We start from the raw sequence: 22,908 nt of genomic DNA, 5'->3' as shown, positions 1-22,908 counted from the left end.
CCCGCCGGCCCCACCGGCTTCGACACCGTCGTGGACGCCCTGCACGCCCGCTACGGGCACTACCACTGGGTGCACGCCGTCCCCAACACCGCCCTGATCGCCGCCGCCCTCACCCACGCCGACGGCGACTTCACCCGCTCCGTGTGCCACGCCGTCTCCGGCGGCTGGGACACCGACTCCAACGGCGCCACCGCCGGCTCCCTCGCCGGCCTGCTGGCCGGCAGCCCGGCCGCCCTCCCCGACCGCTGGACCGCGCCCTTGAAGAACCGGCTGGCCACCACCGTCGCCGGCTTCCACGGCATCGGCTTCGACACCCTCGCCCATCTCACCGCACAGGAGGCAGCCCGCTCATGACGGCCATCGCCGTGCTCGGCAGTACGAACATGGACCTCGTCGCCTACGTCGCCAAGGCGCCCCGCCTCGGCGAGACCGTGACCGGCCGGGAGTTCCGCACCGTCCCCGGCGGCAAGGGCGCCAACCAGGCCGTGGCCGCCGCCCGGTGCGGCGGGCGGGTGACGATGATCGGGGCGGTCGGCACCGACGAGTTCGGGCTGCGGCTGCGCTCCTCCCTCGGCGCCGCCGGGGTCGACACCGCCGCCCTGCGCACCGTCGAGGGCGCCAGCGGCACCGCGCACATCACCGTGGACGACGAGGGCGGCAACAGCATCGTCGTCGTCCCCGGCGCCAACGCCCGCCTCACCGCCCTGGAGGACGGGGACGAGGCCCGGATCGCCGCCGCGGACACCCTGCTGCTCCAGCTGGAGGTCCCACTGGAGGTGGTCACCGCCGGGGCCCGGGCCGCCCGCGCCCACGGCGTACGGACCGTGCTGACGCCGGCCCCCGCCCAGCCGCTGCCCCCCGAACTGCTGGCCGCCACCGACCTGCTGGTGCCCAACGAGCACGAGGCAGCCGCCCTCACCGGGCTCACCGACACCGACCGGGCCGCCGAGGCCCTGCTCCAGCAGGTGCCCGCGGTGGCCGTCACCCTCGGCTCCGCCGGGGTGCTGTACGCCGCCCGCGGCCGCGAGCCGTTCACCGTGGCCGCGCCCCGGGTCCGGGCGGTGGACACCACCGCCGCCGGGGACACCTTCGTCGGGGCGCTCGCCGTGGCCCTCGGCGAGGGCCGGCCGGAGCGGGAGGCCCTGGCCTGGGCCTGCGCGGCGGCCGCGCTGTCCGTGCAGCGGCCCGGTGCGCAGGCCTCGATGCCCGCCCGGGCCGAGGTCGACGCCGCCCGCTCCGCGCTCAGCGGCCCCGCCTCATGACCGGCTCCGCGCCGGCCGCCGGTCCCCTGGCCGGGCTGCGGGTGCTGGACCTCGCCACCCTGTTCGCCGGTCCACTGGCCGCGACCCTGCTCGGCGACTTCGGCGCCGAGGTGATCAAGGTCGAGCACCCGGACCGGCCCGACCCCTCCCGGGGCCACGGCCCGGCCAAGGACGGCGTCGGGCTGTGGTGGAAGCTGCTCGGCCGGAACAAGCGCACGGTCACCCTCGACCTGTCCACGCCCGCCGGCCGGGAGGTCCTGCTGCGGCTGGCCGCCGGGGCCGACGTGGTGATCGAGAACTTCCGCCCGGGCACCCTGGAGCGCTGGGGCCTGGGCTGGGAGGAGCTGAGCGCGGCCAACCCGCGGCTGGTGCTGGCCCGGGTCACCGGCTTCGGCCAGGTGGGCCCGTACGCCCGGCGTCCCTGCTTCGGCACCCTCGCCGAGGCGATGAGCGGCTTCGCCGCGCTCACCGGGGACCCGGACGGGCCGCCCACACTGCCGCCCTTCGGGCTGGCCGACTCCATCGCCGCGCTCACCGCCGCGTACGCCGTGATGACCGCGCTGGCCGGGCGCGGGCGCACCGGGCGGGGCCAGGTCGTGGACCTGGCGATCATCGAGCCGATCCTGACCGTCCTGGGCCCGCAGCCGCTCTGGTACGACCAGCTCGGCTACGTCCAGCCGCGCACCGGCAACCGCTCCCCGAACAACGCCCCCCGCAACACCTACCGCTCGGCCGACGACCGCTGGCTGGCCGTCTCCGCCTCGGCGACCTCCGTCGCCGAGCGGGTGGTCCGGCTGGTGGGCCGGCCCGAGCTGGCCGAGGAGCCGTGGTTCTCGACCGGCTCGGGTCGGGCCGCGCACGCGCACCTGCTGGACGAGGCGGTGGGCGGGTGGATCGGCCGCCACAAGGCGGAGGAGGTCGTCGGCGCCTTCGAGGAGGCGCAGGCGGCCGTCGCGGTGGTCCACGACGTACGGGACGTCATGACCGACCCGCAGTACGCCGCTCTGGAGACGGTGACCGAGGTCGACGACCCCGAGCTCGGGCCGCTGCGGATGCAGAACGTGCTGTTCCGGCTGTCCGCGACCCCCGGCGGGATCCGCTGGGCGGGCCGCCCGCACGGCGCGGACACCGACGCGGTGCTCGCCGAGCTCGGGCTGTCCGCGGCCGAGGTCGCCGCGCTGCGCGAGGACCGGGTCCTGTGATCCTGACCTGGCTGTACGCGCCCGGCGACCGGCCCGCGGTGGTGGCCAAGGCGCTGGCCGCGGGGGCCGACGCGGTGATCGTGGACCTGGAGGACGCGGTGCCGGCCTCCCGGAAGGAGTACGCCCGCGCGGCGACCGCGGAGCTCCTGGCGGACCGGCCGCCGGTGCCGGTGCACGTACGGGTCAACGCCCCGGACTCGCCGTGGGCCGGGGCCGACCTGGCCGCGCTGGCCGGGCTGCGCGGGCTGGCGGGCGTACGGCTGCCGAAGGTGAGCGGCCCCGAGCAGGTCGCGGTGGCGGCGGACCGCTCCGGCGGGGTGGCGCTGTACGCGCTGCTGGAGTCGGCGCTGGGGGTGGAACGGGCGTACGACATCGCCCGGGCCCATCCCGCGCTGCGCGGGCTGGCGCTGGGCGAGGCGGACCTGCGGGCGGACCTCGGGGTGTCGGCGGACGCGGGGCTGGACTGGCCGCGGTCCCGGGTGGTGACGGCGGCCCGGGCGGCCGGGCTGCCGCCGCCCGCGCAGTCGGTGTTCCCCGACATCCGGGACCTGGAGGCGCTGGCCGTGTCGTGCGCCCGGGGGCGGGCGCTGGGGTTCCTGGGGCGGGCGGCGATCCATCCGCGGCAGCTCGCGGTGATCGAGCGGGCCTATCTGCCGGGGCCGGAGGAGGTGTCCGCGGCGGAGGAGATCGTGACCGCGGCCAAAGCCGTGCCGGGGGCGCAGGCCTTGGCGGACGGGCGGTTCGTCGACCCGGCCGTGGTCTCCGCCGCGCGGCGGACCTTGCTCCTGGCGGAGCGGGCCGCCCAGGTCTGGTGACCACCACCTGGGCGTGGCCGGGCGGGGGCTCCCTGCCGTCCCCTCGCCCTTCTGCCGTCCCCGGCCGGGCGCGCAGTTCCCCGCACCCCTGGGGGGCCGGCTCGGCTGGGCGCGCAGGCTCTGGCGGGATGCAGCAGGGGCACCGCTTCGTGCGGTGCCCCTGCTGGTGTCAGGCCTTTTTCAGCTTGTCCTCGGTCGGGGCCGGGTCGGCCTCGGCTTCGGGCTCGGCTTCCGCCCCCGGGGTGGGGTCCGTGGGTGGGGTGCGGTCGGGTTCCACCACGGTCTCCCGGCCGGGCCTCAGCTTGGCCGAGAGGACGAAGTAGACGACCGCCAGGACGAGGACCACCAGGGCGGTCCAGACGTTCAGGCGCAGGCCGAGCACGTGGTGGGCCTCGTCCACGCGCATGTACTCGATCCAGCCGCGGCCCGCGCAGTACGCCGCGACGTACAGGGCGAAGGCCCGCCCGTGGCCCAGCCGGAAGCGGCGGTCGGCCCAGATGACCAGCAGCGCCACGCCGATGCACCACAGCGACTCGTACAGGAACGTCGGGTGGTAGGTGCCCGCGACCCGGTTCGGGCCCTCGCTGATCTTCAGCGCCCAGGGCAGGTCCGTCGCACGGCCGTACAGCTCCTGGTTGAACCAGTTGCCCCAGCGGCCGATCGCCTGGGCCAGCGCGATGCCGGGGGCCAGGGCGTCCGCCCAGGCCGGGAGCGGGATGCCGCGGCGGCGGCAGCCGATCCACGCGCCGACCGCGCCGAGCGCGATCGCGCCCCAGATACCGAGTCCGCCTTCCCAGATCTTGAAGGCGTCGACCCAGTTCCGGCCCTCGCCGAAGTACAGCTGGTAGTCGGTGATCACGTGGTAGAGACGACCGCCGACCAGGCCGAACGGCACGGCCCACACGGCGATGTCCGCGACCGTGCCCGGCTTGCCGCCGCGCGCGATCCAGCGCTTGTTGCCGAGCCAGACGGCGACGAAGACGCCGATGATGATGCAGAACGCGTAGCCGCGCAGCGGGATCGGTCCGAGGTGGACCACGCCGGTCGACGGGCTGGGGATGTAGGCAAGAGTCATGGCAGGACCGACGCTACCCTGCCGGGCGGTGCGGACCGCAACCCGCCCGGCAATGCGATACCAAAACGTCAGCTGCCGCTGCCCTTGGCGGCGGCCTCCACCTTCTCCTTGAGCTTCTGCGGGGTCAGCGGGTCGGCCTGGTCCCCGAAGATGTCCTTGCCGTCGAGCAGGATGGTCGGGGTGCCGCGGAACTTGCCCTTGGCGAAGGCCTCGTAGGACTTGCCGACCCAGGCGTTGTGCACCCCGTCGGCCACGCACTTCTCGAACGTGGGGGTGACCAGCCCGTCGACCTTCCGGGCGAGCTCGATCAGCTTGGCGTCCTTGCTGTAGGCGTCGTCGGTCTCCGCCGGCTGGTTCTGGAAGAGCACGTCGTGGAAGGCGGAGAACTTGCCGGCGTCCTGGGCGCAGGCCGCCGCGTTGGCCGCCTTGAGGGAGCCGCTGCCGCCCATGTTGCCGTCGATGAGGGTGACCAGGTGGTACTCGACCTTGAGCCGGCCCTTGGCCTCCAGCTCGTGGATGGTGCTGCGGTAGGCGTCCTCGAACGCCTTGCAGGCCGGGCAGCGGAAGTCCTCCCAGACGACGAGCGTGGAGGTGGCCCCGTCCGGACCCGTCTGGATGGCCAGGGCGTCCTTGCCGGTCGCCCCGGAGGGGGCGACGGCCGGGCCGCCCTTGGCGGCGCCGCCCTTGCCGGTGTTGGCCGCGATCACGCCGACGACGGCCGCCAGGCCCAGGACGCCGACCACGGCGCCGGCCACGATCAGCGTGCGGCGCCGCTTGTCCCGGGACTTCTGCCGCTCGCGCTCCTGCTGGAGCCGCTCCCGGGCCGATCGTTTCGCTTCGCGGTTCGCACCGTGGTTCTTCTCGTTCACGCCCTGCGGAACGAAGCGGGGAGGCACTCGCGTGCCTCCCCGCTCCCACTTCCACCCGATCGGGCTACAGAACCCTCCGGGGGGAACAGTCGTGCGTCAGCCGGTACGTCAGCCGCGCCGGACGCCCTCGGCGAGCTCGCCGGCCAGCGCCCGTACGGCCGCCAGCCCGGCCGGCAGGTCCGGCGCGTCCAGCAGCAGCTTGACGAAGGCCGAGCCGACGATCACCCCGTCGGCGAAACCGGCGACCTCCTTGGCCTGCGCGGCGTTGGAGACGCCCAGGCCCACGCAGACCGGGGTGTCGGTGGTCCGGCGGGTGCGCTCGACCAGGTCCTTGGCCTGCTCGCCGACCGAGTCGCGGGTGCCGGTGACGCCCATCAGCGAGGCGGCGTAGACGAAGCCGGTGCCGGCCGCGGTGATGGTGGCCAGGCGCTCGTCCTTGCTGGACGGGGCGACGACGAAGACGGTGGCCAGCCCGTGCTTGTCGGCGTGCTCGCGCCACAGCGCGGACTCCTGGACCGGCAGGTCGGGCAGGATGCAGCCGGCGCCGCCGGCCGCCGCCAGCTCGGCGGTGAACCGCTCGACGCCGTACCGGTCGATCGGGTTCCAGTAGGTCATGACCAGGACCGGGGCGCCGGTGGCCGTGTGGACCTCGTGGACCGTGCGCATGACGTCGGCGATCTTGACGCCGCCGCGCAGGGCGATGTCGTCGGCGGTCTGGATGACCGGGCCGTCGAGCACCGGGTCGGAGTGGGGCAGGCCGATCTCGACGATGTCGGCGCCGCCGGCGAGGACGGCCCGGGCCGCCTCGATGCCGCCGTCGACGGTCGGGAAGCCGGCCGGCAGGTAGGCGACGAGGGCGGCCCGGTCCTCGGACCTGGCCTTGGCGAGCGTGTCGCTCAGCAGCTGGATGTTCCCGCTCACTTGCTCTCCCCCTCGGCAGCGCCGTCGTACAGCCCGAAGTAGCGGGCGGCCGTGTCCATGTCCTTGTCCCCGCGGCCGGACAGGTTGACGACCAGCAGGCCGTCCTTGCCCAGCTCCTTGCCCAGGTCGAGGGCGCCCGCGAGGGCGTGCGCGGACTCGATGGCGGGGATGATGCCCTCGGTGCGCGAGAGCAGGCGCAGGGCCTGCATGGCGGCGTCGTCGGTGACCGCGCGGTACTCGCCGCGGCCGGTGCTCTTGAGGTAGGCGTGCTCGGGGCCGATGCCCGGGTAGTCCAGGCCCGCCGAGATCGAGTAGGGCTCGGTGATCTGGCCCTCCTCGTCCTGGAGGACGTAGGAGCGGGAGCCGTGCAGGATGCCGGGCTCGCCCGCGGTCAGGGTGGCCGCGTGCTCGCCGGTCTCCACGCCGTGTCCGGCCGGCTCCAGGCCGACCAGGCGGACGGAGGCGTCCGGGATGAAGGCGTGGAAGAGGCCGATGGCGTTGGACCCGCCGCCGACGCAGGCGGCGACGGCGTCGGGGAGCCGGCCGGTGCGCTCCAGGATCTGCCGGCGGGCCTCGACGCCGATGACCCGGTGGAAGTCGCGGACCATCGCCGGGAAGGGGTGCGGGCCGGCGACGGTGCCGAACAGGTAGTGGGTCCGGTCGACGTTGGCGACCCAGTCGCGGAACGCCTCGTTGATGGCGTCCTTCAGGGTCCGCGAGCCGGACTTCACGGGGACGACCTCGGCGCCCAGCATGCGCATCCGGGCCACGTTGAGGGCCTGGCGCTGGGTGTCGATCTCGCCCATGTAGATCGTGCACTCCAGGCCGAACAGGGCGCAGGCGGTGGCGGTGGCCACGCCGTGCTGTCCGGCGCCGGTCTCGGCGATCACGCGGGTCTTGCCCATGCGCTTGGTGAGCAGGGCCTGGCCCAGCACGTTGTTGATCTTGTGCGAGCCGGTGTGGTTGAGGTCCTCGCGCTTGAGGAAGATCCGCGCGCCGCCCGCGTGCTCGGCGAACCGCGGGACCTCCGTCAGGGCGCTGGGGCGGCCGGTGTAGTTGACCAGGAGGTCGGTGAGCTCGGCCGCGAAGGCCGGGTCGTCCTTGGCCTTCTCGTACTCGACGGCGACCTCGTCCACGGCGGCGACGAGGGCCTCCGGGATGAACTTGCCGCCGAAGTCGCCGAAGTAGCCCTCGGCGTTGGGGACGTGACCCTCAGGGTCCGGGATGAAGAACTCGCTGGACATGCCAGTACTCCTACGGAAGCGACGGTTGAATGCACCGTATTGCGCCGTAGGTCCCACGACCCTCGCGCCCCGCTACAGCACTGCTGCAACGGCGGGACGGGGGCGGGACGGGGACGGCTACCGCGCTGCTCCACGGCGCCATCGCATGCCGTTGACCTGGCCCGGCTCGGAGCCGATCACGTACCGCACGCGGCGGCCCAGCACCCGCCGGGCCGGGGCCCGGCAGCCGCGCGGCTTGCAGCCGCGGGCCAGCGGGGCGTGCGGGTCGCGGGGGACCGCCGCCGTGGCCGCGGGCGCGCCGACCGGCCCCGGGCACAGGGGGCGACGGCGGCGGGTGCGGTGGGCGGCGGACACGGCTCGGCTCAGCTCCGCCCGTGGCGCAGGGCGGGGTGGGCGCCGGCGGCGACGAGGTCGGCCACGGCCGCCTTCGGGTCACGGCCGGTGACCAGGGACTCGCCGACCAGGACGGCGTCGGCGCCCTCGTTGGCGTAGGCGATCAGGTCGTGGGGTCCGCGGATGCCGGACTCGGCGACCTTCACGATGTGGGCGGGGATCTCCGGGGCGACCCGCTCGAAGGTGGAGCGGTCGACCTCCAGGGTCTTGAGGTTGCGGGCGTTGACGCCGATGATCCTGGCGCCTGCGGCCACCGCGCGCTCGACCTCCTCCTCGTCGTGGACCTCGACCAGCGGGGTGAGCCCGATGGACTCGGCCCGCTCGATGAGGGAGACGAGGGCCTCCTGCTCCAGGGCCGCCACGATCAGCAGCGCGAGGTCGGCGCCGTAGGCGCGGGCCTCCCAGAGCTGGTACGCCGTGACGATGAAGTCCTTGCGCAGGATCGGGACGTCCACGCGGGCGCGGACGGCTTCGAGGTCGGCCAGCGAGCCGCCGAAGCGGCGCTGCTCGGTCAGGACGGAGATGACGGCCGCGCCGCCCGCCGCGTAGTCGGCGGCGAGCCCGGCCGGGTCGGCGATCGCGGCCAGCGCGCCCTTGGACGGGCTGGAGCGCTTGACCTCACAGATCACCTTCACGCCGTCGCCGCGCAGGGCCGCGACGCCGTCCTTGGCCTGGGGCGCCTTGGCGGCACGCTCCTTGAGCTCGTCGAGGCTCACGCGGGCCTGCCGTTCGGCAAGGTCTTCGCGGACCCCTTCGATGATCTCGTCGAGCACACTCACGCGAGCGGCCCCCTTCCGGGTCGGTCGGCTGGTTCAAGGTCAGCAGTCACATCGTATCCGCGCAGGGCCTGTCGCTCCGCACGCGGTCGACCGCGTCCCACGTGGTGGACATGAGGAATGAGAGCTTCCTACGAGGCTCAGGGAGCCAGGGCGGAACCGAAAGGCAGGTTCCGGACAACGGTGAAGGCCAGGGCCGCCCCGCCGATCACCCACCAGTGCCAGGTTTTCAGGGCCGGACGGGGCGCCGGGCGGCCCCGGGCGCTACGGATCAGCCACACGGCGAGGTACCCGGCGAAGGCGAAGTAGGCCAGGACGGCGAGCGCGTTGTCACCGAGGGCCGTCACGAGATCGCCCTGGGCGAACGCGTGCGCGCTGCGCAGTCCGCCGCAGCCGGGGCAGAGGATTCCGGTCAGTCGGAACATCGGACAGACCGGATAGTGTCCGGGTTCGTTCGGATCGACCAGGCCCACGTAGGCGAAGGCCGCGGCCACGGCCGCGCCGCTGAGGACGGGGGCGGCCAGCCGCCGGACGGGCCCGGCGGGCGCCGGAGCGGTACCGGGGGCGGTACGGGGGGCGGTCACGCGCTGATTCTCCCCGGTCGAGGCGAAAGGCGCGGCCCGACGGGCCGCGCCTTGTCGACGACGTGGTACGCGGATCAGGCCCGGGCGGCCTTGGCGGCGGCGATGGCCTCGGCGAGGTCGTCGTGGGCGGGCTTCTTGGCACCCATGCCCGCGGCCTTCATCGCCAGACCGACGACACCACCCAGGGCGACGACGACCAGACCGGCCCAGAACCCGAGCGGGTTCGCCAGCACCATGAAGGCGCCGGAGATGCAGAAACCGATGAAGGCGATGATGACACCGGTCCAGGCGGCCGGGGTGTGTCCGTGGCTGCTGCCCGCCATGAATTGCTCCTCGTTGCTCCGTCGAACACGCGCTGTGTCGAACGCTCGGAAAACATTCTCCCGCACCCGGAGGTGACGGTCGTCAGCGGGTGGGGTCCTCGCCCCGGTCGAGGGCCTTCCACAGGTCCTCGGGCCGTTCCGGGTCCACGGGGGCGGGCCGGCCGGCCGGCCGCCCGCCGTCGCGCTCGTAGCGCCCGCCCATGGCCGGCCAGGACCGGCCGAACCGCAGGGCCAGCAGTCCGGCGGCCAGGATCAGCAGGGCGCCGCAGGCCGTCACGTAGGGCCAGGCCGTATGGGTGAGCCCGGCCACCGTGGCGGAGGTGTCGGCGGTGGTGCGGGCCGCCTCGTGGTCCAGGGCCGTGCGGTCCGAGGCCCCGGACACGGCGGCCACCGCCGCACCCAGCCCGCTCAGCGCCAGCAGCCCGGACACCAGCAGCCGGCCCGGGCCGCGCACCGCGAAGACGGCGACCAGGGCCGCGAGCCCCACGACGGCCAGCGCCGCCGGCACCCCGGTGACCATCCGGCCGTCGGCCGTCAGCGGCAGCGAGCCGCCGCCGACGTCGGCCGTGCCACGGGCCCAGGTCCGCCCCGAGGCCAGCAGGACGACGGTGGCGCCCAGGGCGCCCAGCGGCAGGGCCACGGCCACGCTGCGCCGCCCGGGGCGGGCAGCGGCGGGCCGGGACTCTTCGGTACGAGGTGGGGGTACGGCGCTCACGTACCCCAGTGTCCCCCGAAGGCCCGGCCGCGCGGCAGCCGGGGGCGGCTCAGGCCCGGTGCAGGCGGTTCGCCGCGCCGACGGCGCGCAGCACGGCCGCCGCCTTGTTGCGGCACTCCTGGTCCTCCGCCTCCGGCCGGGAGTCGGCCACCACTCCCGCGCCGGCCTGCACGTACGCCGTCCCGTCGCGCAGCAGCGCGGTGCGGATGGCGATGGCGGTGTCGGAGTCCCCGGCGAAGTCCAGGTAGCCGACGCAGCCGCCGTACAGGCCGCGGCGGGAGGGCTCCAGCTCCTCGATGATCTGCATGGCGCGCGGCTTGGGCGCGCCCGACAGGGTCCCGGCCGGGAAGCAGGCGGTCAGCACGTCGAAGGCGGTCCGCCCCTGCGCGACCCGCCCGGTCACGGTCGAGACGATGTGCATGACGTGCGAGTACCGCTCGATCGACATGAAGTCGACCACCTCGACCGAACCCGGCTCGCAGACCCGGCCCAGGTCGTTGCGACCGAGGTCGACCAGCATCAGGTGCTCGGCCCGCTCCTTGGGGTCGGCGAGCAGTTCCTCGGCGAGGTCGTGGTCCTCCTGCGGGGTGGCCCCGCGGTGCCGGGTGCCGGCGATGGGGTGCACCATGGCCCGCCCGTCCTCGACCTTGACCAGCGCCTCGGGGCTGGAGCCGACGACGTCGAAGCCGTTCTCGAAGCGGAAGAGGTACATGTACGGGGACGGGTTGGTGGCCCGCAGCACCCGGTAGACGTCCAGCGCGGAGGCGGTGCAGGGGGTCTCGAACCGCTGCGAGGGCACCACCTGGAACGCCTCGCCCGCCCGGATGCGCTCCTTGATGTCCTCGACGGCCTCCTGGTACGCCGCTCCGCCCCACAGGGCGCTGAACTCGGGCAGCTCGGAGGCCGGCAGCGGGGTCGGGGTGTACGGCGCCGGCCGGGCGAGGTCGGCCTCCATCGCGTCGAGCCGGGCCACGGCGTCGGCGTAGGCCTCGTCGACGCCGGTGTCGAGGGCGTTGTGGTTGATCGCGTTGGCGATGAGCAGGACCGTGCCGTCCCAGTGGTCGAGGACCGCCAGGTCGGAGGTGAGCAGCATGGTCAGCTCGGGCAGCTCCAGGTCGTCGCGGCCGTGGTCGCCGATGCGCTCCAGGCGGCGGACGATGTCGTAGCCGAGGTAGCCGACCATGCCGCCGGTGAACGGGGGCATGCCGGCGGCCAGGTCGCGGGGCGTGTGCAGGACCTGGACGGTCTCGCGCAGGGCGTCGAGCGGGTCCCCGGCGGTGGGGACGCCGACGGGGGCGGTGCCGATCCAGTGCGCCTGGCCGTCGCGGACGGTCAAGGTGGCGTCGGACCGCACCCCGATGAAGGAGTAGCGGGACCAGGAGCGCCCGTTCTCGGCGGACTCCAGCAGGAAGGTGCCGGGGCGTTCGGCGGCCAGCTTGCGGTAGAGCCCGACGGGGGTGTCCCCGTCCGCCAGCAGCTTGCGGCTGACGGGGATGACACGGCGGTCGGCCGCGAGTTTGCGGAACGTCTCAAGATCCATGTGTGGGACCTACCTCTTCGGCTGTTCGGCGTCGGCGGCGAGTGGAAGGACGTCGGCGTCGAAGCAGGTGCGGGCCCCGGTGTGGCAGGCCGCGCCGACCTGGTCGACCTTCACGAGCACGGTGTCGGCGTCGCAGTCCAGGGCGACGGACTTCACGTGCTGGACGTGGCCGGACGTGTCCCCCTTGACCCAGTACTCCCCCCGGCTGCGGGACCAGTAGGTGCAGCGGCCGGTGGTCAGGGTGCGGTGCAGGGCCTCGTCGTCCATCCAGCCGAGCATGAGCACCTCACCGGTGTCGTACTGCTGGGCGATGGCGGGCACCAGGCCGTCCGGGGAGCGCTTGAGACGGGCGGCGATGGCCGGGTCGAGGCTGCTGGGGCGGGGGGACGTACTCATGAGGGCCATTGTGCCGCGATCACGGGGGCGCGACGGGCCGCTGTCCGCCTGATGGGCAGGCAGCCAAGGGTTCCCGGACGTAGGCTGGCCCGCATGTCGACCCATGCGAAGCGTGAACGCCTGCTGCTGGCGGACCTGTTGGAAGCGGCCGGGCCGGAGGCGCCGACACTGTGCCACGGCTGGACCTGCCGTGACCTCGCCGCGCACGTGGTGGTGCGCGAGCGGCGCCCGGACGCGGCGGGCGGGCTGCTGCTGGGCGTGCTCAAGGCCCGGCTGGAGCAGGTGATGGCGGAGTACGCCGCCAAGCCGTACGAGGAGCTGATCCAGCTGATCCGCACCGGACCGCCGCGGCTGTCGCCGTACGCCCTGAAGCAGATCGACGAGGCGGCGAACGCGGTGGAGTTCTACGTCCACGCCGAGGACGTGCGCCGGGCCCAGCCCGACTGGACCCCGCGCGAGCTGGACCCGGTCTTCGCGGACGCCCTGTGGTCCCGGCTGGAGAAGCTGGCCCGGCTGACCGGCCGGCGCTCCCCCGTGGGCCTGGTGCTGCGCCGCCCGGACGGGCGGACGGCGGTGGCCCGCAAGGGCGTCCCGGTGGTCACGGTCACCGGCGACCCGGGCGAGCTGACCCTGTTCTGCTTCGGCCGCCAGGAGGCGGCGGCGGTGGAACTGGACGGCGACAAGCAGGCCGTCGCCCGGCTGACCACCGCCAGACTGGGCATCTGAGCGGCCCGGTCGCCCGGGGTTGGTGGCCGGGCGGAGTTGGCCTGAACGCGTGCTTGTCCGCCCCCGGCCGGGCCTGCTTAATGGGTCGTCCGGTTCGGGAGAGTCGAGCACGCAACGGGGGCGTCATGGAATCCACTCCGGCCGTACCACCGCCACCACCGTCCGTACCGCCGACGCCGCCGGCGCCGTCGGCACCGCCCGCACCGCCGCTGCCGCCGATGCGGGGCGGGCACGGGGTCGCCCTCCGGATCAGCAGACGGCTGCTCTGGGTGGGCGAGGCCGCCTATCCGCTGCACAACATCGCGCGCGTGCACACGTTCACCCTCCGCCCCGACCGGTGGGGGGCGTTCATGTCCTTCCTCAAGTGGCTCTTCGGCTCGGCCGTGGTGCTGGTCCTGCTCCAGATCACGAGCGCGGGTTCGAGCTCGTACGCGGAGCGCAACGCGAACGCCGACGGGCTCTGGGCCCTGGGGATCGGGGTGGCGGTCGTCCTCGTCGTCTCGCTGTGCGTGCGGCTCGCCGCGCCGTCCCAGTACGTCCTCGGCGTGGAGACCTCCGGCCCGTCCACGGCGCTGGTGACACTGCCCGAGAAGGAGCAGCTCCGGCAGCTCGTCGGGCTGATCGTGCACGCCATCGAGCATCCCGAGGCGGAGTTCTCCGTACGGGTCGAGCGGCTGAGCATCAACCCGAAGAACTACCACTTCGGGGACAGCGTCAACATCTACGGCGGTGCGGGCCACACGGGGGTGTCGAAGTCATGAGCGGCGATTCCTACCACTACGGCGACGTGGTCAACGTGCACGGCGGGCACCACCACGTCGGCATCCAGCACCACGCGGCCCCCGCGGCCCCCGCCCCGCTGCCCGAGGAGCAGCGGCGGGCGGTCGAGGAGCTGGTCCGGCTGCTGGAGCGGCACCGGGACGAGGTCGCGGCCGAGGACCAGGAGGAGCTCGACGGGGCCCTGCCCGTGATCGCCTCCGGCGACCGCCCCGTGGCCGAACGCCGGCGCGCACTGCGGCGGGTGGCCGGGATCGCGGCCACCACCGCCGCGCTGGGGACACCGGTCGTGGAGCTGGTCAACGGGATCCTCACCCTGCTGGGCCCCGCCTGACACGGCGAACGCCCCGCCCGTCGAGCGGGCGGGGCGTTCGTCCCGGCGCGGGCGCCGAGGGCGCGGGGGCGCGCTCGGCGGGACGGCGTCAGCGGACCGGGTGGCCGGCCTCGCGCAGGGTCTCCTTGACCTGGCCGATGCGCAGGTCCCCGAAGTGGAAGACGGAGGCGGCCAGGACCGCGTCCGCGCCGGCGGCGACCGCCGGGGCGAAGTCGGCCAGCTTGCCCGCGCCGCCGGAGGCGATCACCGGGACGGTCACGTGCTTGCGGACCGCCGCGATCATCTCGATGTCGTAGCCGTCCTTGGTGCCGTCGGCGTCCATCGAGTTCAGCAGGATCTCCCCGGCGCCCAGCTCGGCCGCCCGGTGGGCCCACTCGACCGCGTCGATGCCGGTGCCCTGCCGGCCGCCGTGCGTGGTGACCTCGAACGAGCCGGAGGCCGTGCGGCGGGCGTCCACCGACAGGACCAGGACCTGGCGGCCGAAGCGCTCGGCGATCTCCTGGATCAGCTCCGGGCGGGCGATGGCGGCCGTGTTCACCCCGACCTTGTCGGCGCCGGCCCGCAGCAGCTTGTCCACGTCCTCGGCGGTGCGGACGCCGCCGCCCACGGTCAGCGGGATGAAGACCTGCTCGGCGGTGCGGCGCACCACGTCGTAGGTGGTCTCGCGGTTGCCGGAGGAGGCGGTGATGTCCAGGAACGTCAGCTCGTCGGCGCCCTCGGCGTCGTAGAGCTTGGCCATCTCCACCGGGTCACCGGCATCGCGCAGGTTCTGGAAGTTGACGCCCTTGACGACGCGGCCGTTGTCCACGTCCAGGCAGGGGATCACGCGTACGGCGAGGGTCATGCCGCACCTCCTCGGTAGGCCTCGACCTCGACCTCGACGACCAGGTTCGGGTCGACGAGACCGGCGACGATCACCATGGTGCTGGCCGGGCGGACGTCGTCGAAGAGCTTCTTGTGGGCGCGGCCCACCTCCTCGACGTCCCGGGCGTGGGTGAGGTACATCCGGGTGCGGACCACGTGCTCGGCACCCAGGCCGACCTGGGCGAGGGCGGCGAGGGCCACGTCGAAGGAGTTGACGGTCTGGTCGTACGGGTTGCCGTAGGCCACGACCCCGTCGACCACCGAGGTGCAGCCGGAGACCAGCACCGTGCCGTTGGGCAGCTCGACGGCGCGGGAGTACGCGATCACGTCCTCCCAGGGACCGCCCGAGGAGATCCGCTTCACCCCGTTGTCGGACGTGCTCATGCCGCGACCACCTCCAGTGCCTCCTGCAGGGTGAAGGCCTTGGCGTACAGCGCCTTGCCGACGATCGCGCCCTCGACGCCCTCGCCGACCAGGCCGGACAGCGCCCGCAGGTCGTCCAGCGAGGAGACGCCGCCGGAGGCGACGACCGGCTTGTCGGTGGCGGCGCAGACGCCCCGCAGCAGCTCCAGGTTGGGGCCGGTCAGGGTGCCGTCCTTGCCGATGTCGGTGACGACGTACCGGGCGCAGCCCTCGGAGTCCAGCCGGGCCAGGGTCTCGTAGAGGTCGCCGCCCTCGCTGGTCCAGCCGCGGCCCTTGAGGGTGGTGCCGACCACGTCGAGGCCGACGGCGATGCGGTCGCCGTGCTCGGCGATGACCTTGGCCACCCACTCGGGGGTCTCCAGGGCGGCGGTGCCCAGGTTGACCCGGGTGCAGCCGGTGGCCAGGGCGGCGGCGAGGGTGGCGTCGTCGCGGATGCCGCCGGACAGCTCGACCTTGATGTCCATGGCCCGGGTGATCTCGGCGACCAGCGCGCGGTTGTCCCCGGTGCCGAAGGCGGCGTCGAGGTCGACCAGGTGCAGCCACTCGGCGCCCGCGGACTGCCAGGCCAGGGCGGCCTGGAGCGGGGAGCCGTAGGAGGTCTCGGTGCCGGACTCGCCGTGCACGAGGCGGACCGCCTGGCCGTCGCGGACGTCCACGGCGGGCAGGAGTTCGAGCGTCTTCGCGGTCGCGGTCATCACAGGGTCTCGATCCAGTTGGTGAGGAGCTGGGCGCCGGCGTCCCCGGACTTCTCCGGGTGGAACTGGGTCGCCCACAGGGCCCCGTTCTCGACGGCGGCGACGAACGGCTCGCCGTGGGTGGCCCAGGTGACCTTGGGCGCGCGGATGTTGGGGTTGCCGACCTCCAGGGTCCAGTCCCGTACGGCGTAGGAGTGGACGAAGTAGAAGCGGGTGTCGGCGTCGAGGCCGGCGAAGGCCTGGGTGTCCTCGGGGGCGCGGACGGTGTTCCAGCCCATGTGCGGGACGACCGGGGCGCGCAGCGGCTCGACCGTGCCGGGCCACTCGTCGAGGCCCTCGGTCTCCACGCCGTGCTCGATGCCGCGCTCGAAGAGGATCTGCATGCCGACGCAGATGCCCATGACCGGGCGGCCGCCGGAGAGCCGGCGGCCGATGATCCAGTCGCCGCGGGCGGCCTTGAGGCCCTGCATGCAGGCGGAAAAGGCGCCGACGCCGGGGACCAGCAGGCCGTCGGCGTCCATCGCCTTGTCGTAGTCGCGGGTGATCTCCACGTCCGCGCCGACCCGGGCGAGGGCGCGCTCGGCGGAGCGGACGTTGCCGAAGCCGTAGTCGAAGACGACTACCTTCTTGGTCATTCCCAGATTCCTTGGATCCGCAGGACCCCGGCGACCAGACACATCGCGGAGCCGATGGCGAGCAGCAGCACCACCGACTTGGGCAGCTGCTGCTTCTGGAAGGAGTAGACGCCGCCGGCCAGGAACAGGCCGACGACGATCAGAACGGTGGACAGGCCGGTCACGGTTAGAGGGCGCCCTTCGTCGAGGGAAGGATGCCGGCGGCGCGCGGGTCGCGCTCGGAGGCGTAGCGCAGGGCCCGGGCCAGCGCCTTGAACTGGCACTCCACGATGTGGTGGGCGTTGCGGCCGTACGGGACGTGGACGTGCAGGGCGATCTGCGCCTGGGCGACGAAGGACTCCAGGATGTGCCGGGTCATCGTCGTGTCGTACTCGCCGATCATCGGCGCCATGTTCTCGGGCTCGGTGTGCACGAGGTACGGGCGGCCGGAGAGGTCGACGGTGACCTGGGCGAGGGACTCGTCCAGCGGCACGGTGCAGTTGCCGAAGCGGTAGATGCCGACCTTGTCGCCGAGGGCCTGCTTGAAGGCGGCGCCCAGCGCGAGGGCGGTGTCCTCGATGGTGTGGTGGCTGTCGATGTGCAGGTCGCCGTCGGTCTTGACCGTGAGGTCGAACAGGCCGTGGCGGCCGAGCTGGTCGAGCATGTGGTCGTAGAAGCCGACGCCGGTCGACACGTCGACCTTGCCGGTGCCGTCGAGGTCTATCTCGACCAGGACCGAGGTCTCCTTGGTGGTGCGTTCCACCCGTCCGATGCGGCTCATGCCTGCTGCTCCTTCTTCAGTGCGCGAACCGCTTCCAGGAACGCGTCGTTCTCCTGCGGGGTGCCGGCGGTGACCCGCAGCCACCCCGGTACGCCGTTGTCCCGGACCAGGACGCCCCGGTCGAGGATCTGCTGCCAGGCGGTGTGCGAGTCCGCGAACCTGCCGAACTGCACGAAGTTTGCGTCGGACTCGGTGACCTCGTAGCCGAGGGCGCGCAGCTCGGCGACCAGCCGGTCGCGCTCGGCCTTGAGCTGCTCGACGTAGCCGAGCAGGGTGTCGGTGTGCTCCAGGGCGGCCAGTGCGGTGGCCTGGGTGACGGCCGACAGGTGGTACGGCAGGCGCACCAGCTGGACGGCGTCCACGACGGCCGGGTGCGCGGCGAGGTAGCCCAGGCGCAGGCCGGCCGCGCCGAAGGCCTTGGACATGGTCCGGGAGACCACCAGGTGCGGCCGGCCCTCGATGAGGGGCAGCAGGGAGTCCCGGTGGGAGAACTCCACGTAGGCCTCGTCCACGATCACCAGCGAGGGCTTGGCCGCCTGGGCGGCCTCGTAGAGCGCGAGGACCGTCTCCGCCTCGACCGCGGTGCCGGTGGGGTTGTTGGGCGAGGTGATGAAGACGACGTCCGGGGCGTGCTCCGCGACGGCCCGCTCGGCGGCCTCCACGTCGATGGTGAAGTCCTCCCGGCGCGGCCCGGAGATCCAGCCGGTGCCGGTGCCGCGGGCGATCAGCGCGTGCATGGAGTACGAGGGCTCGAAGCCGATCGCGGTGCGGCCGGGCCCGCCGAAGGTCTGCAGGAGCTGCTGGATGACCTCGTTGGAGCCGTTGGCGGCCCAGACGTTCTCCCGCGCGACCGGGTGCTTGGCCGTACGGGTGAGGTAGGCGGCCAGGGCCGTGCGCAGCTCGACCGCGTCCCGGTCGGGGTAGCGGTTGAGGGTGCGGGCGGCCTCGGCGACGCGCTCGGCGATCCGGGCGACGAGCGGCTCGGGCAGCTCGTACGGGTTCTCGTTGGTGTTGAGCTGGACGGGCACGTCGAGCTGGGGGGCGCCGTACGGGCTCTTGCCGCGCAGCTCGTCGCGGATGGGGAGGTCGTCGATGCCGAGGGTGCTCATGACGGGACCTTCCAGCCGAAGCGGGCCTTGAGCGCGGCGCCGTGCGCGGGCAGGTCCTCGGCCTCGGCGAGGGTCACCACGTGGTGGGTGACCTCGGCGAGGGCGTCGCGGGTGTAGTCCACGATGTGGATGCCGCGCAGGAAGGACTGCACGGACAGGCCCGAGGAGTGGCAGGCGCAGCCGCCGGTGGGCAGCACGTGGTTGGACCCGGCGCAGTAGTCGCCGAGCGAGACCGGTGCCCAGGGGCCGACGAAGATCGCGCCGGCGTTGCGGACCCGGGCGGCCCACGCGGCGGCGTCGGCGGTCTGGATCTCCAGGTGCTCGGCGCCGTAGGCGTCGACCACGCGCAGGCCCGCCTCCAGGTCGTCGACCAGCACGATCGCGGACTGCTTGCCCGCCAGTGCCGGCTTGATCCGGTCGTCGACGTGCTTGGTGGCGGGGACCTGGGTCTCCAGCTCGGCCTCGACGGCCTCGGCCAGCTCGGCGGAGTCGGTGACCAGGACGGCGGCGGCCAGCGGGTCGTGCTCGGCCTGGCTGATCAGGTCGGCGGCGACGTGCACCGGGTCGGCGGTGGCGTCCGCGAGGACCGCGATCTCGGTCGGGCCGGCCTCGGTGTCGATGCCGATCCGGCCGGTGAAGTAGCGCTTGGCGGCGGCGACCCAGATGTTGCCGGGGCCGGTGACCATGTTCGCGGGGGCGCACTCGTCGGTGCCGTACGCGAACATCGCGACGGCCTGGGCGCCGCCGGCCGCGTACACCTCGTCCACGCCGAGCAGCGCGCACGCGGCCAGGATGGTCGGGTGCGGCAGACCGCCGAACTCCTTCTGCGGGGGCGAGGCGAGCGCGACGGACTCCACGCCCGCCTCCTGGGCCGGGACCACGTTCATGACCACGGACGAGGGGTAGACGGACCGGCCGCCGGGCGCGTACAGGCCCACGCGCTCGACCGGGACCCACTTCTCGGTCACGGTGCCGCCGGGCACGACCTGGGTGGTGTGCGCGGTGCGGCGCTGCTGGGCGTGGACGATCCGGGCGCGCCGGATCGACTCCTCCAGGGCCGCGCGGACCTCGGGGTCGAGCTGTTCCAGGGCGTCGCGCAGGGCCTGGGCGGGCACGCGGACCTGCTCCAGGGTGACCCCGTCGAACTTCTGCGCGTACTCGATCAGCGCCGCCGTGCCCCGATGATGGACGTCCTCGCAGATGGGCCGCACCTTCTCCAGGGCGGCTTCCACGTCGAACTCGGCACGGGGCAGCAGGTCGCGCAGGGCGCCGCCCTTGGGGAGGGCGTCACCGCGCAGGTCGATACGAGAGATCACGTTCCAATTCTCGCAGACCGCCTCACACCACCGTCTCTCCGTATCACTGGCTGATACGCACCCCGGCTGTCACCGGCGGGCATTAGCGTTCGAGTACGGGCAGTGACGAGCGGAGGGGGGACCGCCATGGCCGAGGTGCGCACCGACGTGGAACCGGTGGACCTGACGGAGGCCGAACGGCTGATGTGGGAGGCCTTCCGGCTCGGTCGCGTCTGCGATCTGAGCAGCCGCATCCCGGCGCAGGACGACCCGATGTCCGACCGTACCTGGGGCCCGGAGCGCACCGTCCGCGCGGACGTGGTGGGGCTGCTGCTGCTCCACGGGCCGCCGCCGCTGCCGGGCCGGGTGTCCTCGCTCAAGCTGCGGGGGGCGCTGATCACCGGCCGCCTGGACCTGTCGGGCGGCACCGTCGAGCCGTACGTCGAACTCCAGTCCTGTCGCTTCGACCAGGAGGTCCAGCTCTCCGAGACCCGGTTCGGCACCCTGCGCATGATCAGCTGCGCGATCCCGCGGCTGGACGCGGCCCGTCTGCACACCGAGGGTGACCTGCACCTGCCGCGCTGCCGGGTGGCGCGGGGGATCCGCCTGACCGACGCCCAGATCGGCACGGACCTGCTGATCAGCCAGGCGGTGCTGCAGCGCGACGGCAAGGGCAAGGCGCTGTCCGCCGACGGGATGTCGGTCGCCCAGGACTTCCAGGGCGAGCTGCTGCGGACGTACGGGGAGGTGAGCCTGCGCGGGGCGAAGATCGGCGTGTCGATGAGCCTGCGCGGGGCGACGCTGGCCAATCCGTACGGCCGGCGCGCGCTGAACGCGCCGCAGCTGACCGTCGAGCGGACGCTGTACCTGACCTCGATCGCGCTGGACGCGGCCACCGGGGACCCGACCTCCACTCCCCCGTTCGGCCTGGGCCAGACCCCGGTGCCGACCCGCGGCGGGCGGGTGCGGCGGTTCGAGTGCCGGGGCGGGCTGCGGCTGGACGACGGGCGGTTCGGCGACGCGGTGGACTTCTACGGGGCCCGGTTCGTGCTGGCCGAGGACCAGGAGGTGTCGCTGCGGCGGATCCAGACCCCGGAGTTCCGCTTCGTCGGGGAGGGGCCGGAGCGGGGCCGGGTGGTGGTCTCCGGGGCGAAGGTGGTCAAGCTGGTCGACCAGTCCACGAGCTGGCCGGGCCCGGGCCGGCTGTCGATCGAGGGGTTCGTCTACGAGAACCTCGCCCCGCGCGGCCACTTCCCGCTCGGCCGTCGGCTGGCCTGGCTGGAGGCGGCGACCCCGGAGTACTCGCCGGAGCCGTACGAGCGGCTGGCGAGCGTGCTGCGGACGAGCGGCGAGGACGCCGACGCCCGGGAGGTGCTGCTGGCCAAGCAGCGCCGCCGCCGGCGCACGCTGCCGCCGGCGGCCAAGCTGTGGGGCCACCTCCAGGACTGGACGGTCGCCTACGGGTACCGCCCGGGCCGGGCGGCCATGTGGATGGCGGTGCTGTGGGCGGCGGGGGCGCTGCTGTTCGCGCAGCACGAGCCACCGGAGATCAAACCGGGCGAGTCCCCGGCGTGGAACCCCACGCTGTTCGCCCTCGATCTGCTGCTGCCGGTGATCGATCTCGGCCAGCAGGGATTCTGGCGGCTGACCGGACCGTGGCAGTGGGGGGCCGCCGCGCTGGTCGTCCTGGGATGGATCCTGGCGACGACGGTGGCGGCGGGGGCGTCCCGGCTGCTGCGCCGCGGGTGACCTGAGCGGGGCGCGGGCCCATTACCCTGTGCGTCGTGACCACCGTTCGCCTGCCCCTGTTCCCGCTGAACTCGGTGCTGTTCCCGGGGCTCGTGCTCCCGTTGAACGTCTTCGAGGAGCGTTATCGCGCCATGATGCGCGAGCTGCTGCGGACGGGCGACGAGGAACCCCGCCGGTTCGCCGTCGTCGCGATCCGCGACGGCCGCGAGGTGGCGCCCACCGCGCCCGGGATGCCCGACCAGACCGCCCTGCCCGAGCGCGGGCCGGCGGCCGGCTTCGGCTCCGACCCGATCCAGGCGTTCCACCGGGTGGGCTGCATCGCCGACGCGGCGACCATCCGGGAGCGCGAGGACGGCAGCTTCGAGGTGCTGGCCACCGGCACCACCCGGGTGCGGCTGCTGTCGGTGGACGCGTCCGGCCCGTTCCTGGTGGCGGAGCTGGAGGAGCTGGCCGAGGACCCCGGTGACGGCGCGGGCGCGCTGGCCGAGGGGGTGCTGCGGGCGTTCCGTGCCTACCAGAAGCGGCTGGCCGGGGCCCGGGAGCGGTCGCTGGCCTCGGCCTCGGAGCTGCCGGACGAGCCGGGCGTGGTGTCGTACCTGGTCGCGGCGGCGGCCGTACTGGACGTCCCGGCCAAGCAGCGGCTGCTGCAGGCCCCGGACACCGCGACCCGGCTGGCGGAGGAGCTGAAGCTGCTGCGGGCGGAGACCGCCGTGATCCGGCACCTGCCGTCGCTGCCGATGGTGGACCTGACCCGGACCCCGACGAACCCGAACTGACGACACCGGACCGACCGAGGACGCGTCGCATGGCGAAGAAACGACAGGCCGCGGCGGGCACCCCCGCGCTGACCGCCGTCACGGCGGCCGGTGTGACCCACACGGTGCACGCCTACGCGCACGACCCGGCCCACCCCAGCTACGGGGAGGAGGCGGCCGAGGCCCTCGGGGTGTCCCCCTCCCAGGTGTTCAAGACCCTGGTCGCGGACGTGGACGGCGAGCTGACCGTGGCCGTGGTGCCGGTGTCGGGGTCGCTGGACCTCAAGGCGCTGGCCGCTGCGGTCGGCGGCAAGCGGGCCGCGATGGCGGACCCGGCCCTGGCGGAGCGGACCACCGGCTACGTGCGCGGCGGGATCTCCCCGCTCGGCCAGCGCAAGCGGCTGCGGACGGTGCTGGACGCGTCGGCGGCGGAGCTGGGGACGGTGTGCGTGTCGGCCGGGCGCCGGGGCCTGGAGGTCGAGCTGGCCCCGGCGGACCTGGCGGCCCTGACCGGGGCGGTGCTGGCTCCGATCGCCCGCGGCTGACCGGGGCGGTGCCGGCCGCTCGCCCGCGGCCGCCCCGCGCGGGGCCCGCGCCGCTCGCCCACGGCCGCCGGGCCGCCCCGTCAGCGCGGGGGCTCGCCGTCCGGCGTGGGGCCGGCGGGCTTGCGC

The 22,908-nt window shown here is 73.9% G+C and carries 29 protein-coding genes; 10 read left to right on the top strand and 19 right to left on the bottom strand.

All coding sequences use genetic code 11. The features are described 5' to 3' along the window. From EF918_RS15375 to EF918_RS15360, 4 genes are all read left to right on the top strand, one after another. Positions 1 to 354, top strand: a 354-nt coding sequence (locus EF918_RS15375) for an ADP-ribosylglycohydrolase family protein (RefSeq protein WP_148141234.1), incomplete at its 5' end; no start/stop codon positions are given. Beyond that, the gene (gene rbsK, locus EF918_RS15370; protein ID WP_125645919.1) at positions 351 to 1,262 is read left to right on the top strand and encodes a ribokinase; all 912 of its coding nucleotides are present in this window, start codon (positions 351 to 353) and stop codon (positions 1,260 to 1,262) included. The genes EF918_RS15375 and rbsK, both read left to right, overlap by 4 nt. After that, positions 1,259 to 2,464 carry a CaiB/BaiF CoA-transferase family protein gene (locus EF918_RS15365; RefSeq protein ID WP_125645917.1) on the top strand — a complete coding sequence of 402 codons (1,206 nt, stop codon included), beginning with the start codon at positions 1,259 to 1,261 and terminating at the stop codon, positions 2,462 to 2,464. Before rbsK ends, EF918_RS15365 begins: the two co-directional genes overlap by 4 nt. Beyond that, positions 2,461 to 3,279 (top strand): CoA ester lyase, encoded by an 819-nt coding sequence (locus tag EF918_RS15360; protein WP_125645915.1) that lies wholly within the window; start codon positions 2,461 to 2,463, stop codon positions 3,277 to 3,279. The genes EF918_RS15365 and EF918_RS15360 overlap by 4 nt, the downstream gene beginning before the upstream one ends. A gap of 169 nt (positions 3,280 to 3,448) precedes the next feature. On the opposite strand, the gene lgt is transcribed toward EF918_RS15360, so the two are convergent. The 11 genes from lgt to hisI form a co-directional block, all read right to left on the bottom strand. Further along, the gene (lgt, locus tag EF918_RS15355; RefSeq protein WP_260610228.1) at positions 3,449 to 4,354 is read right to left on the bottom strand and encodes a prolipoprotein diacylglyceryl transferase; all 906 of its coding nucleotides are present in this window, start codon (positions 4,352 to 4,354) and stop codon (positions 3,449 to 3,451) included. Between the two features lie 68 nt (positions 4,355 to 4,422). Beyond that, positions 4,423 to 5,223, bottom strand: a complete 801-nt coding sequence (locus EF918_RS15350; RefSeq protein ID WP_125645923.1) for a thioredoxin domain-containing protein — start codon at positions 5,221 to 5,223, stop codon at positions 4,423 to 4,425. Between the two features lie 108 nt (positions 5,224 to 5,331). Beyond that, positions 5,332 to 6,144, bottom strand: a complete 813-nt coding sequence (gene trpA / locus EF918_RS15345; protein WP_125645913.1) for a tryptophan synthase subunit alpha — start codon at positions 6,142 to 6,144, stop codon at positions 5,332 to 5,334. Next, complete coding sequence (gene trpB / locus EF918_RS15340; protein ID WP_125645911.1) at positions 6,141 to 7,388, bottom strand: tryptophan synthase subunit beta; 1,248 nt, start codon at positions 7,386 to 7,388, stop codon at positions 6,141 to 6,143. The genes trpA and trpB overlap by 4 nt, the downstream gene beginning before the upstream one ends. A 117-nt stretch (positions 7,389 to 7,505) precedes the next feature. Further along, positions 7,506 to 7,706: a tryptophan biosynthesis modulator TrpM gene (trpM, locus tag EF918_RS15335; protein ID WP_125645921.1), complete on the bottom strand. Its 201-nt coding sequence runs from the start codon at positions 7,704 to 7,706 to the stop codon at positions 7,506 to 7,508. Positions 7,707 to 7,750: 44 nt separating this feature from the next. Then, entirely contained in the window at positions 7,751 to 8,560 is an 810-nt protein-coding gene (gene trpC, locus EF918_RS15330) for an indole-3-glycerol phosphate synthase TrpC (protein ID WP_125645909.1), read from the bottom strand. Positions 8,561 to 8,697: 137 nt separating this feature from the next. Continuing rightward, entirely contained in the window at positions 8,698 to 9,141 is a 444-nt protein-coding gene (locus tag EF918_RS15325) for a DUF2752 domain-containing protein (protein WP_125645907.1), read from the bottom strand. Positions 9,142 to 9,215: 74 nt separating this feature from the next. Then, on the bottom strand, positions 9,216 to 9,464 hold the full coding sequence (locus EF918_RS15320; protein WP_125645905.1) for an HGxxPAAW family protein: 249 nt from the start codon (positions 9,462 to 9,464) through the stop codon (positions 9,216 to 9,218). A gap of 82 nt (positions 9,465 to 9,546) precedes the next feature. Continuing rightward, positions 9,547 to 10,188 carry a TIGR02234 family membrane protein gene (locus EF918_RS15315; RefSeq protein WP_125645903.1) on the bottom strand — a complete coding sequence of 214 codons (642 nt, stop codon included), beginning with the start codon at positions 10,186 to 10,188 and terminating at the stop codon, positions 9,547 to 9,549. Between the two features lie 40 nt (positions 10,189 to 10,228). Then, on the bottom strand, positions 10,229 to 11,719 hold the full coding sequence (locus EF918_RS15310; RefSeq protein WP_125645901.1) for an anthranilate synthase component I: 1,491 nt from the start codon (positions 11,717 to 11,719) through the stop codon (positions 10,229 to 10,231). Between the two features lie 9 nt (positions 11,720 to 11,728). Beyond that, positions 11,729 to 12,115 (bottom strand): phosphoribosyl-AMP cyclohydrolase, encoded by a 387-nt coding sequence (hisI, locus tag EF918_RS15305; RefSeq protein WP_125645899.1) that lies wholly within the window; start codon positions 12,113 to 12,115, stop codon positions 11,729 to 11,731. A gap of 93 nt (positions 12,116 to 12,208) precedes the next feature. On the opposite strand from hisI, the gene EF918_RS15300 reads away from it, so the two are divergent. From EF918_RS15300 to EF918_RS15290, 3 genes are all read left to right on the top strand, one after another. Continuing rightward, positions 12,209 to 12,841: a TIGR03085 family metal-binding protein gene (locus EF918_RS15300; RefSeq protein WP_125645897.1), complete on the top strand. Its 633-nt coding sequence runs from the start codon at positions 12,209 to 12,211 to the stop codon at positions 12,839 to 12,841. A gap of 125 nt (positions 12,842 to 12,966) precedes the next feature. After that, entirely contained in the window at positions 12,967 to 13,602 is a 636-nt protein-coding gene (locus EF918_RS15295) for a DUF6232 family protein (protein ID WP_125645895.1), read from the top strand. Next, positions 13,599 to 13,952 carry a hypothetical protein gene (locus tag EF918_RS15290; RefSeq protein ID WP_125645893.1) on the top strand — a complete coding sequence of 118 codons (354 nt, stop codon included), beginning with the start codon at positions 13,599 to 13,601 and terminating at the stop codon, positions 13,950 to 13,952. Before EF918_RS15295 ends, EF918_RS15290 begins: the two co-directional genes overlap by 4 nt. 88 nt (positions 13,953 to 14,040) lie before the next feature. On the opposite strand, the gene hisF is transcribed toward EF918_RS15290, so the two are convergent. Genes hisF through hisD form a run of 8 tightly spaced genes read right to left on the bottom strand, consistent with a single transcriptional unit; the run spans position 14,041 to position 19,754 of the window. Further along, positions 14,041 to 14,796, bottom strand: a complete 756-nt coding sequence (gene hisF, locus EF918_RS15285; RefSeq protein ID WP_125645891.1) for an imidazole glycerol phosphate synthase subunit HisF — start codon at positions 14,794 to 14,796, stop codon at positions 14,041 to 14,043. Beyond that, positions 14,793 to 15,200 carry a RidA family protein gene (locus EF918_RS15280; protein ID WP_125645889.1) on the bottom strand — a complete coding sequence of 136 codons (408 nt, stop codon included), beginning with the start codon at positions 15,198 to 15,200 and terminating at the stop codon, positions 14,793 to 14,795. The genes hisF and EF918_RS15280 overlap by 4 nt, the downstream gene beginning before the upstream one ends. Beyond that, positions 15,197 to 15,934, bottom strand: coding sequence for a bifunctional 1-(5-phosphoribosyl)-5-((5-phosphoribosylamino)methylideneamino)imidazole-4-carboxamide isomerase/phosphoribosylanthranilate isomerase PriA (gene priA, locus EF918_RS15275; protein WP_125645885.1), 738 nt, complete (start codon positions 15,932 to 15,934; stop codon positions 15,197 to 15,199). The genes EF918_RS15280 and priA overlap by 4 nt, the downstream gene beginning before the upstream one ends. Continuing rightward, positions 15,934 to 16,569, bottom strand: a complete 636-nt coding sequence (gene hisH / locus EF918_RS15270) for an imidazole glycerol phosphate synthase subunit HisH (RefSeq protein WP_125645883.1) — start codon at positions 16,567 to 16,569, stop codon at positions 15,934 to 15,936. Before hisH ends, priA begins: the two co-directional genes overlap by 1 nt. Beyond that, positions 16,566 to 16,733, bottom strand: a complete 168-nt coding sequence (locus EF918_RS36960) for a hypothetical protein (protein WP_185921754.1) — start codon at positions 16,731 to 16,733, stop codon at positions 16,566 to 16,568. The genes hisH and EF918_RS36960 overlap by 4 nt, the downstream gene beginning before the upstream one ends. A gap of 2 nt (positions 16,734 to 16,735) precedes the next feature. Continuing rightward, positions 16,736 to 17,329, bottom strand: coding sequence for an imidazoleglycerol-phosphate dehydratase HisB (hisB, locus tag EF918_RS15265; RefSeq protein ID WP_125645881.1), 594 nt, complete (start codon positions 17,327 to 17,329; stop codon positions 16,736 to 16,738). After that, a complete protein-coding gene (locus EF918_RS15260; protein WP_125645879.1) occupies positions 17,326 to 18,438 on the bottom strand; it encodes a histidinol-phosphate transaminase in 1,113 nt (370 codons plus the stop codon). Before EF918_RS15260 ends, hisB begins: the two co-directional genes overlap by 4 nt. Further along, on the bottom strand, positions 18,435 to 19,754 hold the full coding sequence (hisD, locus tag EF918_RS15255; RefSeq protein ID WP_125645877.1) for a histidinol dehydrogenase: 1,320 nt from the start codon (positions 19,752 to 19,754) through the stop codon (positions 18,435 to 18,437). The genes EF918_RS15260 and hisD overlap by 4 nt, the downstream gene beginning before the upstream one ends. Before the next feature lie 126 nt (positions 19,755 to 19,880). Here hisD and EF918_RS15250 point away from each other — a divergent pair, with 126 nt between their 5' ends. The 3 genes from EF918_RS15250 to ybaK are packed head-to-tail and all read left to right on the top strand — an operon-like array spanning position 19,881 to position 22,782. Then, positions 19,881 to 21,482 (top strand): oxidoreductase, encoded by a 1,602-nt coding sequence (locus EF918_RS15250; protein ID WP_125645875.1) that lies wholly within the window; start codon positions 19,881 to 19,883, stop codon positions 21,480 to 21,482. Positions 21,483 to 21,517: 35 nt separating this feature from the next. Beyond that, entirely contained in the window at positions 21,518 to 22,258 is a 741-nt protein-coding gene (locus EF918_RS15245; RefSeq protein WP_125645873.1) for an LON peptidase substrate-binding domain-containing protein, read from the top strand. Between the two features lie 29 nt (positions 22,259 to 22,287). Then, the gene (ybaK, locus tag EF918_RS15240; RefSeq protein WP_125645871.1) at positions 22,288 to 22,782 is read left to right on the top strand and encodes a Cys-tRNA(Pro) deacylase; all 495 of its coding nucleotides are present in this window, start codon (positions 22,288 to 22,290) and stop codon (positions 22,780 to 22,782) included. Positions 22,783 to 22,908: the final 126 nt, after the last annotated feature.

This window comes from Streptomyces sp. WAC06614, from assembly GCF_003949795.1.
Taxonomy (GTDB): Bacteria; Actinomycetota; Actinomycetes; order Streptomycetales; family Streptomycetaceae; genus Streptomyces.
The sequence above is the reverse complement of the archived record's forward strand: the minus strand, read 5'-3'. Positions and strand labels throughout refer to the sequence as shown.

Bases quoted from the DNA above. Each gene is read 5' to 3' on its own strand.
- EF918_RS15365 (WP_125645917.1), top strand. From the start codon at position 1,259: ATGACCGGCTCCGCGCCGGCCGCCGGTCCCCTGGCCGGGCTGCGGGTG.
- EF918_RS15295 (WP_125645895.1), top strand. From the start codon at position 12,967: ATGGAATCCACTCCGGCCGTACCACCGCCACCACCGTCCGTACCGCCG.
- EF918_RS15300 (WP_125645897.1), top strand. From the start codon at position 12,209: ATGTCGACCCATGCGAAGCGTGAACGCCTGCTGCTGGCGGACCTGTTG.
- trpB (WP_125645911.1), bottom strand. From the start codon at position 7,388: ATGTCCAGCGAGTTCTTCATCCCGGACCCTGAGGGTCACGTCCCCAAC.
- EF918_RS15250 (WP_125645875.1), top strand. From the start codon at position 19,881: ATGGCCGAGGTGCGCACCGACGTGGAACCGGTGGACCTGACGGAGGCC.
- ybaK (WP_125645871.1), top strand. From the start codon at position 22,288: ATGGCGAAGAAACGACAGGCCGCGGCGGGCACCCCCGCGCTGACCGCC.
- lgt (WP_260610228.1), bottom strand. From the start codon at position 4,354: ATGACTCTTGCCTACATCCCCAGCCCGTCGACCGGCGTGGTCCACCTC.
- rbsK (WP_125645919.1), top strand. From the start codon at position 351: ATGACGGCCATCGCCGTGCTCGGCAGTACGAACATGGACCTCGTCGCC.
- EF918_RS15290 (WP_125645893.1), top strand. From the start codon at position 13,599: ATGAGCGGCGATTCCTACCACTACGGCGACGTGGTCAACGTGCACGGC.
- priA (WP_125645885.1), bottom strand. From the start codon at position 15,934: ATGACCGCGACCGCGAAGACGCTCGAACTCCTGCCCGCCGTGGACGTC.
- EF918_RS15310 (WP_125645901.1), bottom strand. From the start codon at position 11,719: ATGGATCTTGAGACGTTCCGCAAACTCGCGGCCGACCGCCGTGTCATC.
- hisB (WP_125645881.1), bottom strand. From the start codon at position 17,329: ATGAGCCGCATCGGACGGGTGGAACGCACCACCAAGGAGACCTCGGTC.
- EF918_RS15280 (WP_125645889.1), bottom strand. From the start codon at position 15,200: ATGAGCACGTCCGACAACGGGGTGAAGCGGATCTCCTCGGGCGGTCCC.
- hisH (WP_125645883.1), bottom strand. From the start codon at position 16,569: ATGACCAAGAAGGTAGTCGTCTTCGACTACGGCTTCGGCAACGTCCGC.
- EF918_RS15320 (WP_125645905.1), bottom strand. From the start codon at position 9,464: ATGGCGGGCAGCAGCCACGGACACACCCCGGCCGCCTGGACCGGTGTC.
- hisI (WP_125645899.1), bottom strand. From the start codon at position 12,115: ATGAGTACGTCCCCCCGCCCCAGCAGCCTCGACCCGGCCATCGCCGCC.
- hisF (WP_125645891.1), bottom strand. From the start codon at position 14,796: ATGACCCTCGCCGTACGCGTGATCCCCTGCCTGGACGTGGACAACGGC.
- EF918_RS15260 (WP_125645879.1), bottom strand. From the start codon at position 18,438: ATGAGCACCCTCGGCATCGACGACCTCCCCATCCGCGACGAGCTGCGC.